This window comes from Bacillus sp. NPDC094077, assembly GCF_050279465.1.
Taxonomy (GTDB): Bacteria; Bacillota; Bacilli; order Bacillales; family Bacillaceae_G; genus Bacillus_A.
Window position 1 is genome coordinate 58,271 of sequence record NZ_JBNNUF010000015.1, and the last position, 11,637, is coordinate 69,907.

Consider the following 11,637-nt stretch of genomic DNA (forward strand, 5'->3'; position numbering starts at 1 on the left):
TAAACTTCTTACTTGAAATCATACAGCCTTATTATGGCTATAACTTCCTTACTTGAAATCATACAGCCTTATTGTGGCTATAACTCACTACTTGAAATCATACAGCCTTATTATGGCTATAACTTCCTTACTTGAAATCATACAGCCTTATTATGGCTATAACTTCCTTACTTGAAATCATACAGCCTTATTGTGGCTATAACTTCCTTACTTGAAATTACATAGCATTATCATGGCTGCAACTTCTAATTTTTAATTTTATATAGCTCTATTGTGGCAACAATTTAGTAATTTATGAAACGTTATAGCTATATGATGGCAACAACTCTTAAAAAATGAAACGGGAATCCCCTGACAATCATTCTTCTAAAAAAAATTTTATTCTATGCAATTTAGTGATAAACGTTGATATAAAGCCATTTCATAAAATATGAACGAAAACTCGATTAAACCATTATAGCTATATGATGGCAACAACTTTCATCATATAGACTCAAGCCAATCCATATATACCAAGGGTTACAGCAGTTTTCTATATAATTTGAGTTGTTTTGAAAACATGAAACGCTATAGCTATATGACGGCAGGAAAGTTGAAATAACATGAAACGCTTATAGCGGTATGATGGCAACAACTTTTCAAGTAAAAGTACCTATAATCCCTTATATAACAACGTTTATGTGATATCCACAAAATATTTTTATTAAATCAAAACATGAAACGTTATAGCTATATGGTGGCAACAACTATAAAAAGAAAACAGCGAAAAACCCTATAAAATCAATGTTTTATACAGATTCAGCATAATTTATAACCCGTTTCATATTTAATAAACTTCATAGACATATGGTGGCAACAAACTTTTTTTCATGAAACGTCAAATCCCTTGTCGCACAAGGGATTGAGGCACGTTTCATTTTTTTGTTTTTCCTCTTAAAGGGACAGATTTCACCAGCATTCGATTTGATATAATCAAAAATGAAATTCTATATCTAATTGTGGGAAAAACTGCAACTTAAAATAAAAGGAGGTGAAAAAGATGGCTAAACCTTTCGTTATAAAGAACAAACGTAGTTTGAATGGTGAAACAACAACACCGGTAATTGTAACAATTAAATCATGGCAAAAGTTAGTAGAAGCTTTGGAAGGTAAGTATTACAGTTTTAAAGATACTTATTTAGAAGACATTGTGAAGTCAATGTCCTATGAAGAACGAATTGCAGATGAAGAGGGGTTTGTTGAACAAGCAAAGCCATCTTTTTCACTGAAAATGAAAAAAGTTTTAGATAAAGTAAGTGTATTTGATAAAAATGAGGGTAGAAAACATAAGCTATATGGTATTACAAATGCTGATTTAGAAGTATTTCTATTTCTTCATAAAAAATGTAATACATATGGTGAGCTTTCACATGTATCGATCCATATGCTTTGGGAAGATTATAAAAATTATAAAGAAGCCTTTGCACATATTCACCACTCACAATTTTATGTGGCTTTGAAAAAGTTAAGTTTCCATAACATCATTACAATTGAAAATGAGTACAGTGGTAAATATAAAATTACCTTAACTGATTTCATGAATAAGGAAACGAATAAAGCAAATGCATATACATTTATCAGCCCGATAGTATTTACCAAAGAATTCTTTGAGTTATCCATTGCAGCTAAGAAACTATTCATGGATGTAGCAATGCAGCAGAAACGTGAAACTACCCTGAAACGTTCTTTATTTAAAATTGATGAACAAGGAAACTCAACTCATTTTGGTGGTATGTATCGTTACTTACATAAAAAATACCCACATCAGATTCGTGCTGTACTAGAGGAATTAGAAACAAAACTTTCTGCAACTGGATCTTCTTTATTTAAAATTTGCAAGTTAGAGAAAGGGAAGAAGAATAAAAAGCAATACACAACATTGCATTTATCTGTACATCCTGATTTCTTATGCGCGAAAGAAGAAGGAGCAGAATACCGTGATCCATTTACACCACGAGATACATATAAGCGTAAAGCTAAATTCATAGAAAACTTGTTAGTTGAAATGAATATTGCTGAATTTGCAAAGGATATGAACCAGTTCATTAACGTTTTAAAACACTCATGTCACCGTCAAATTCGCCAAGTAGTTCGTGGCTTACGAGAAATGATTGATCGACAAGAAGGGTATCCTAAAAAGCTTGTTTATACACTAAGTAAATTATTAAAGCAATCTTCTCAATATCGTGTATTAGACACTGCTGCTAAAACTGGTATTTATCCTTTAATTACACACAATGTACCTAAACATGAACAAGAAGAGGCCATTTTTAAATTTGGTACTCATTTTGCTATATACTCTTTACGTAATGTTCAAAAGCTATTCCGTAAAGCGCATGACCTGCTTCATGCGAAATATGCTGTACCTGTAACTATAGATGCTTACCATCGTAATTACATGCAGTATCAAGAGGAATCACTATTTAGGAAATATGCTTATGAGCAAGGAGTAAATATTAACGCATATACAGCATTAGAAATTGAAATTCGCGAACTATTAAAGTCTAGTGGGCATAAAGGAAATCAAATCCCTAGCGATATTCGTGAACTGTTCATTGAAAAAATTGATAAATTGCCGAAGGAAAAGATTCGTGTAATTGAGGTCCCTGAAGACTTTGATTTAATTCAGTTTCTACAGTCCTTAGAAGCATATTACCGTTCAACAAGTGAAACACCACATTCAGTTGATCAGCTGCTTCCAGCAATGTAAAGATACAGCTCTCTATTTTTGAAAAAACAAAAGTGGAGGGCTATTCGTGTTGGAGATAGCATGGGAAATGCATTACTTCAAACAAAACAGAGAGAAAGTTTTCAATTTTAATGATCACGACTCTCTATTTTTTATGCAATTACATACATTGCATGTGAAACAAAATGAGATATTCACAATTTCCGAGTTATTAAATCTGAATTTTCAATCCTTTTATGCCATTTCATCTACAAAAAAGCAGAAATATTTTTTATCATTCTGTTGATATCTTAATAATTTTGACCTGATGTGTATAATATAAAGCCTTAAGTACTGTTTTTATCATGTTCTATCTCTAAATCTACTTAAAATCAGAAAAACATCTGTTAATTTTGTTTAAAAAGTGGATTCTGTTCCTAACTTTGACCAATTTGTTAATAAATTGTGTGTAATTTTTTACGAAATGTGGAAAATTTGTTCGTAAGTCATCGAAATTTGCATTTATTATTTATTCAGTTACCTGTATCAACTTAATGATGATTATATGTAGTTTTTATATATCTACTTTACGATATTTTGTAGTTTTAAATCATCATCCAGCTCATTAAGTACGTTCCCAGTATTTACTTTTTATGATTTTTTGCGGCTAAGGTAATTATGAACCCTTAGCACAGCAATGTTTTAACACCATTTTTTCTCTGTATAAAAGTTTTATCTTTTTTCTTTATATATATTAAAGATATATATTATATTAGGTTTTTATATTGTGTAATACTTACGATAGAAAATAGACTCTGTGTAAAACTAATTTCATTTCTTAATGGCATTAGTTTTTTTAGGTACTGTAATAAACATTTTATTTAGTATTTGTAGATTTGAAATAAAGATTAACCGTTTATAAAAAAGTTTAATCGTTTTGAAAAAAGAATAACTGGTTTTTAATTCATTCACATTGATCATCATCTTTTGAAATTTAATATTAATCTAACATCATTACATATAAAATACATTTTTGGTATAATATCCTTTTGTGGGGTATTAAACGAAATGCAAAGTGGAGGCAATACAATGGCAAAGAAGATATCAATTTGGTTAGGCTCAATCATAGGTTTGATTGCACTTACATTTGGTTTAACATTTGGCATGTTACATCTCTCAGATAATTCGGTGGATGAGGAAGCTAGCGCTGAAATAAATGAACCAGAAAAACTAGTAGTAGGAAAACAAGTAGATGGAGTTTTTATTAATATTTATGTAACTGAAAATTCTAGTGAAGAAGAAGTAATCAAAGCAATGCACCAAATGACTCACCAAAAAGTAGTGGCACAACAAAAACGGGGATCAATCCCAATGACTAAGAAGAATGCAGAGACATTAAAAACAATTATAAGTAAGAGCAACTTCGAGAAGAAAGAAGAACTTTTGGCGACAGCTGAAAGATGGGCAAACAAAGACTTTAGTAAAATTGTAGAAGAACACAACTTCTTCTGGGATTCTCAAGAAGGCAGTGTTGGAAAAGCCACAGGAGTTATGGATTCAGTAGGCGAGCAACATTATATTTTAACTAAATTCGGAGAAGAAGCCTCTAAAGAATTATACGATTCAGGCGACTTACCAAACATCGAATAAATAATAGATTATAAAAAAGCTTCCCTTTAGGGAGGCTTTTTTAATGTTCTTTTCAGTTTTTGATTTACATTTTTTATTCACTTTATAAAATATAAATTTTTTTTATATTCTCTTAGATTTCCGAAAAAAGTAAATCATACTTAAAGTAGCTAGTTGATTAATGGAAATTACAATGAAATTTGTAATCTCCTAACCATTTAAAAAGAGAGGTGAAGACATGGTAAAAAAGCAATCCCAGAAAAACGCCGAAAAAAAGAAATTTACATTCTTTAAAAAAGCAAAGAATAAAACAACTGAAATTTTAGATATGCAACAAGAAAATTCAGAAGCGCTTAAAGAAAAGAAAAAACGAAAAACCAGGGAGAAAGTTCCAGCTATAACAGGAAGAAAAATAGGTAAGGTTACATTTTGGTGTGTGATGGGATTCGTGTTTGCAGGAAGCTCCCTTTCATTTATCCAACTTGCAGGTCCTCCTAGAGCTGTAGCTGTTCAAGAAAAGAAGGAAGAGGAATCCGTAAAAATTAAAATGTCAGAAGCAGAATTAATTGCATATGCGAATAGCTTTGCCGCTGATTATTTTAACTGGAAGGTTGATATGAATGTAGTTGAAACGCGGAAAAAACGATTAGAAAAATATTTAGTTGAAGGATCCGATGAGCAAGGAGGATTAAATAAAGATACTTTAAAAAACGCTTCTAGTACTTTAGTTAAGTCGGAAGCAGTAGAGGTCCGTCAAAAAGGAAATGAAGCAGAAGTTACATTGAAAATTATTCAGAAGCTAGAACCTGTAAATAATCCTGCTCCTGGAACAACTCAAGCCCCAGATACACCGAAAGAACCTAAAGAGGTTACAAGATACTTCTCTATTCCTATTTTAATGGAGAAAGGCAAAATGGTCGTTCCTAATAATCCTACAATCGTCCATGGAGAGAAAGAAAAGGCTTCTTACAAAGTAGCCACATTCAAACCAGAAGGACGAGAAATTAATAACGATGCAGAAGTGAAAAAAGTAGAACAATTTTTACAATCTGTTTTTAAAGTATATACAGAAGGAACACCAGAAGAAATTGCTTATTACTTTGAAAAGAGCAATATATCAAACGGACTTAAAGGCATTATGACATTTAACAAGTTAGAAAACTTGCGTATTTATGAAGGTAAAGATAAAGGTTACAAAGTCTTAGTTGATGCAAAATTAAAAGACAATGATAGCAGCTTAGAATACACATACACATATGACCTGAATCTAGTAAATAAAGATAACAAGTTTTCAATTGGCTCTATGAAGAAATTTGAAAATACATTAGAGAAAGTGGAGGAAAAATAATTATGGAGCTTTTGGGATTAGATATGGTCGCTCACCAATTACCTGTTATTACAGATACAGCTGTAATAGGTAATATTAATTTTGGGGTAAATATTAAAAACTGGTTAGTAGCACAATTGGGTCCTATCTTTTTAGTTGTAGCACTTATTGGAGTAATTGTTTTTGCAGTTAAAAGACAAATGGCTGGTTTACTTGGCTGGATAATTGTTTGTGCACTATTATCTGTTTTTGTATTCTCACCAGATATTTTCAAAGATCTGGGTACAAAGTTATATAATTTAGTATTCAAGTGATAAATTAAAAATCTCTGAAAATATTAAAGGGGTTGGTAGAAATGACACAAAAGCCGACTCGTAAAGAAGTTAGGACATACAACTCAATATGGGATATTCCTAAGAGTTTATACGGGATAAGGGACTTAACTCTCCCTTTCCCAGTTCCTTATAGACAGTTGGGCTTCTTTGTTGGATCTTTACTTTTAATTTTTATTCTAGATCAGTTTTTACCTTTAGGAAGTAACGTGTTTTTAAAATATCTAATATTACCAGGTGGAATAGCATATTTCTTTGGCAATGTAGAATTGGATGGAAAAAGCCCACATAAGTTTTTATTTCGATTTTTCGTGTTTATGTTTGAAAGTAAGAAGATTAGCCGCTATAAAGATACAACTGGTAATATTGGAAACTATCAATATAAAACCTTGATACGATTCAAGGATGATTCAATTAATAATAAATAATTAATTAATCTATATGGAAGAATTATTTTAGTCTCATATTCTTCTCTAAGGAGGGTAAAATGAATCAGGTTGAATTTCCAGTCAAATACTTTCACGATAATTTGATTTTTAACCAAGATGGTTCGTGCTGGGCGTATTATGAGGCATACGGAATACCATATGAATTTCGAGGAGATGATGATAAAAATACCTTATTCATGCGTCAACTCGGCTTATTTTGGAATTTTGATGAAGAAAAGCACCTCTTAATGATTCCTGTTTATCAGAACTTCCAAGAAAAAGCAGATGAATTCAAAGATACAGTAAGTGGTGAACTAAAAGAACTAGCAATTGATCATACAGATGATGTTGTACATGAGCTAGAAAGAAAATTTGGTAAAAATGCAGTAGAGTACCGATATTTTATTGGCGTGAAATTAAAGGTAAGACACATACAAGAAGGGCTTAAAGAAATGTTGTACACAGCATTTCACACCTTTAAAAACACTGCAGAACAGTTTGGGCTACTTGGTGATACCAAAATACTAAAAACTGATTTGGAGATGTTTAAAAGAGAAGCTAGCGCTTTTAAAAATAAGATAAGAAAACATTTAGCTGTAAGGGCCCTAGAAACTAATGAAGCGCAATGGATTATATTAAGAAACTTCTATCGCACATTAGAGGCGCCAGTAACCGCTGGATGGACACCTCCCGTACAAAATGACGACTCTGCAATAATACCAAATCAAGAAAGTTTATTACGATTATCAGAAGCAGAATTTGATGTTAAAGGAAGACATATTGAAATGTCCCAAATTGGTACCGACGGGTTAGAATATCCAGCATATATGAGCTTTTTATCTACATCTAAAATCCCATATACGATGGAGTTTCCAGACCAAGAGTGGATGTATATGATTCAAAACATAGATTTCCCTATTGAATTAAGTGTCCGTACAGAAAACATAAATCATCGTAAAGCACTCTCTAAGCTAAATAAGAAGAAAAAGGATTTAGAAGATCAAGAAATGCATGCAAGGGAAAATGCACAAACGGTTGGATTAAACGTGTATGAAGGTGTTCAGGAAGCTACTGAATTGCAAGCCCTCATACAAAAGACACGTATGCCGTTAGTAAAAACATCCGTATCTTTCTGTATATGTGCCGAAGATTTAGATACAATGCGTCGGAATACAAATTCACTCATTTCTATTTATAGAGAGATGATGATTGAACTAGTAAGACCATATGGAGATCAGTTCCTCCTGTTTAATGAACATATTCCTGGTGCTAGAAGATATGTAAATGATTATATTCACTTCATGGAACCTGGGGTACTTGCGGCGGGGATGTTTGGGGCAACGCAAGATTTAGGAGACAACATCGGATTTTATATTGGAACAACTGGTATTTTAAACAAAGCAGTTTATATGACACCTTCTCTTGCAGCAACAAATACTGTTACAAATCAAAAAACAAGCGCACTTTCAGTTGCAGTAACAGGAAGTACTGGTTCGGGTAAATCATTTGGAACGAATCTAATTGTTTATCTGGCAGTACTTGGAGGAGCTCAAACACTGATAGTCGATCCAAAAGGTGAGAGGGGAAACTGGACAGAAGATTTACACGGTTTAGAAGGTAAGGTAAACGTAATTACACTAGGGACTGATAGACGAGATGAAGGGAAACTAGACCCATTTATTATTCATAAACATAGCCGGAAAGATGCAATTGAGTTAGCTATGACAATTCTTACGTTCATTACAGGTATTAAACCTGATAACTCGGAAAAATTCCCGCGTTTGGCTTCAGCTGTAGAATTTGTTGCAGGAATGGAAGAGCCATGCTTAACTGCTGTATCTCAATACCTTGAAGATAGTGAGGATAAAGTGGATCAACAATTAGCCGCTCATATCCAAGCATTTGAGAATTTATCATTTGCACACTTAATCTTTGGTGATGGAACAAATAGAGATATTGAACTTGATACAGCCGTGAATATCATACAAATTCAGCACCTTGACATGCCAGATATTCAAAAAGATCCGAAAGATTATACCTTACAAGAAAATTTATCTGTTAGTATGCTGATGTCTTTATCTTCTTTTGCAAGAAAATTCTTTCAAAAGGACCCTACTAAATTCAAAATTGTTTTATTGGATGAAGCATGGGCAATTATGGGGACTTCTCAAGGGCGAGAGTTGGCTCGTAAGCTAGTTCGCGAAGGTCGTGCCTTAAACTCTGCAGTATACTTTGCTACTCAAAGCGCAAGTGACCTTGGAGATGAGACATTTAAGAATAATATCGGTATGAAGTTCTCATTCCGTAATACAGACAGTAAAGAAATTTCTTCAATTTTAGATTTCTTTGGATTACCTGATAACGAAGAGAATCATGCGATTATTACAAATTTAGAAACAGGGCAATGTTTATTCCAGGACATTCAGGGAAGAACGGGCGTTGTCACAATGGATGTAGTGTTTAAGGATCTATACGACGCATTTGATACAAGACCAAATGCAAGAAAGAATTATAGAAAGTCAAACGATGATGAAAAGCAGGAAGTTAATGCAACCTTTGTCGAAGAAGGGGGAGAAAAAATAAATATAGGAGTGAGTTAATATGTTAAAAACTAAATTTAAAAAAATAATGTTAACAAGTCTATGTGTAGGTACTCTTATCCTGAGTGCAGCTTGTGGTAATAGTGAAAAAAGTGTAGGAGAAGAAAAAGATAAACAGGGGCACACTCCAAGAGAAATGATGCTTGATTTTGTAAAGGCCGACTTACAACATGATTATAAAACTATACGTAAATTAGTTGTTGATGGGGAGAAAAATGAAATTTTAGATCCAAATAAAGGTCCTCAAAATAATTTATCTTACAAAGACTACACAGTAAAAGAATATGTGGTAGATAAGGATACAATTATGTATAACTTTATTTCAAAGAAGCCCCCTAAAAACGTCGATAAAGCAGTGAAATGGGTAAGGGTAGTTCGTACAGAAGATGGATTCAAAGTTCGAAGTTATTCTGGCCCTGAACGAAATGAAGTTGATGAAGTAGCAAATACTAAACCGACAAGTGAGTTTAGTTCAAAAGATTAATAGGTTTCCCATAAAGGGGGAGTAACATGTAATGAAAAAGTTTATTACCCTATTGTTATTAATTTGTACTTTGCTTTTAGCATTTAATTTACTTTTTAAAGCTGCTCCAGTATATGCAGAAAAAGAGCCAAGACCCTCCCTTATAGATGACATTATTCCGAAAAATAAAGAAAAATTAAAATATGAGGAATATCCACCAAGTAGTTATGGAATTGATGTATATACTCCAGAAGGTGGATTTGGAGAATCTCTTAAATTTTGGAAATGGAAAGACAATATTAAAGAACAAATTGTAGCAACTATTTTTATTTTAATTAGTATTGGATGGTCAATAAACCTTGCAATTAGTAGTTTCGTAACAAGTATGGTAGGCCAATCAATGAGTTTAAATATAGTTGCTGATGTTGGAGATAAGTTGGGTGATGTGATATCTAAAGCAGCAGGATTCAATGGTTCTTGGGGTAATGGAATATATAGTGAATTAATTGGGCTCATGTTAGCTTTATTAGCTTGCTGGGTTATCTGGGTAGGCTTTGTACAACGACGCCAGTCAGAGATGCTAGGAGGATTGTTAAAAGCATTAGGTATTTTAGTTTTTACTTTAGGTTTTTTCGCAAATTCAAGTTATATCATCAAAGGACTAAACACTTTCTCTGAGCAAGTAAATAAAACTGTTCTTGATTCAACTCAAAGTATTAGTGGAACAAGTGGAGGATATTCAAGTGGTGTCGATTCTATTACTGATTTAACACACACTCTATTAATAAAACAACCTTATACATTATTACAGTTTGGTACAACAGATATGAAGAAAATCGGTGATGAAAGAATAAAGAAAATGTTAACAACAACAGACTCAGATAAAAGAAAAGATCTTTTAAAGGATGAAGTTGAGGTTCAGAAAAACCACACTTTGTCTTTAGATGCCACTTTTGAAAGAGGTGCATTAGTATTATTACTATTTGCAATTAATCTTCCTTTATGGATTGTTCTTGGATTATGCAGTATGGCGATATTATTCTATCAATTAATGTTTATTATCGTAGCGCTAATGTCGCCTGTAATGTTATTAATGGCATTAGTACCTGCATGGACTGGAACTGCTAAAAGGTTCTTAGCTGAACTGTTTAGAACATTGCTTATGAAAGTTGCAATTGGTTTCCTATTAACTTTAATGTTTTGGGTATCGTCAATTCTGTTTAGCGCTACCGATAAATATGGATACTTAGTTGTTGCTGCACTACAAATACTTTCATTCTTAGGTGTTTGGTTATACCGTAAAACAATTTTCGATGCAATTACTACAGTACCAGCAAGTGCAGGAGCAGCACGCGCATCAGATGCTATGAGTAATATTAGAGAAAAATATCGGGATGTTAGACGAGGATCTAGGGCTGTTGGAAGAAGTGTGGCAGTAGCTGGTGCCGCAGGTGCTACAGGTGTTGCGGTGGCTGGGAAAATGGGGAAATCAGGCTATAGTAAGTTTAAGCAGCTTAAAGAAAACTATGCGGATAGAAAAGAAAAGGTAGCAGAAGGTAAACGCAAGGAAAAAGAACAAATGCAAGCAGAAAAAGAAAAAAATATTAATCAAATGAAAAATGAAGAAAACTTAGGTGTTCGCGATAGAAAAGGAAATCAAGAGCAAGAAAGGGGTAAGGAAGAAGTAGCAGCTACTAAAGAAAATCCGGAATTAGCAGTACGAGGGAAACATCAAGATAATAACCCAGAAATACAACAAGCAGAATTAAAAGATAAAGAAGAAGATGTAAAAGCGGATGTTAAACCAGTAGCACAATCAAATGAGGAACTAAGTAATAAAGAAGATGTAAAAGCTCAAATTAGACCAGTTGCAAATCAAAATAATGATGGTCTTGAGAATAAGCAGGAAGATGTGAAGGCGGAAGCAAAACCAGTAGCAAAACCAGTAGCAATTAAAACACCAACGGGTCAAACAAAATCAGTGGATGGTAAACCAATTACAACACCACAATCAGGAACAACACCAATACAATCGAATCCGACTGAGAACAAGCCAATTACAACACCACAATCAGGAACAACACCAATACAATCGAATCCGACTGAGAGCAAGCCAATTACAACACCACAATCAGGAACAACACCAATACA

At 33.2% G+C, this 11,637-nt stretch carries 8 protein-coding genes; all 8 read left to right on the forward strand.

Going from position 1 to position 11,637, the window contains the following annotated elements:
- Positions 1-1,039: 1,039 nt before the first annotated feature.
- Entirely contained in the window at positions 1,040-2,749 is a 1,710-nt protein-coding gene (locus tag ACQKNR_RS24755) for a hypothetical protein (RefSeq protein ID WP_427321506.1), read from the forward strand.
- A gap of 1,047 nt (positions 2,750-3,796) precedes the next feature.
- A complete protein-coding gene (locus ACQKNR_RS24760) occupies positions 3,797-4,357 on the forward strand; it encodes a PRK06770 family protein (protein WP_427321508.1) in 561 nt (186 codons plus the stop codon).
- A gap of 217 nt (positions 4,358-4,574) precedes the next feature.
- A complete protein-coding gene (locus tag ACQKNR_RS24765) occupies positions 4,575-5,684 on the forward strand; it encodes a conjugal transfer protein (protein WP_427321510.1) in 1,110 nt (369 codons plus the stop codon).
- Between the two features lie 2 nt (positions 5,685-5,686).
- Positions 5,687-5,977 carry a hypothetical protein gene (locus ACQKNR_RS24770; protein WP_427321512.1) on the forward strand — a complete coding sequence of 97 codons (291 nt, stop codon included), beginning with the start codon at positions 5,687-5,689 and terminating at the stop codon, positions 5,975-5,977.
- A 41-nt stretch (positions 5,978-6,018) separates the two neighbouring features.
- Positions 6,019-6,423 (forward strand): TcpE family conjugal transfer membrane protein, encoded by a 405-nt coding sequence (locus ACQKNR_RS24775; protein ID WP_427321513.1) that lies wholly within the window; start codon positions 6,019-6,021, stop codon positions 6,421-6,423.
- A gap of 59 nt (positions 6,424-6,482) precedes the next feature.
- Positions 6,483-9,023: an ATP-binding protein gene (locus ACQKNR_RS24780; protein WP_427321515.1), complete on the forward strand. Its 2,541-nt coding sequence runs from the start codon at positions 6,483-6,485 to the stop codon at positions 9,021-9,023.
- A 1-nt stretch (position 9,024) separates the two neighbouring features.
- The gene (locus ACQKNR_RS24785; protein ID WP_427321517.1) at positions 9,025-9,507 is read left to right on the forward strand and encodes a hypothetical protein; all 483 of its coding nucleotides are present in this window, start codon (positions 9,025-9,027) and stop codon (positions 9,505-9,507) included.
- A 31-nt stretch (positions 9,508-9,538) separates the two neighbouring features.
- Positions 9,539-11,637: CD3337/EF1877 family mobilome membrane protein (locus tag ACQKNR_RS24790; RefSeq protein ID WP_427321519.1), on the forward strand; the 2,099-nt coding region annotated here is incomplete at its 3' end.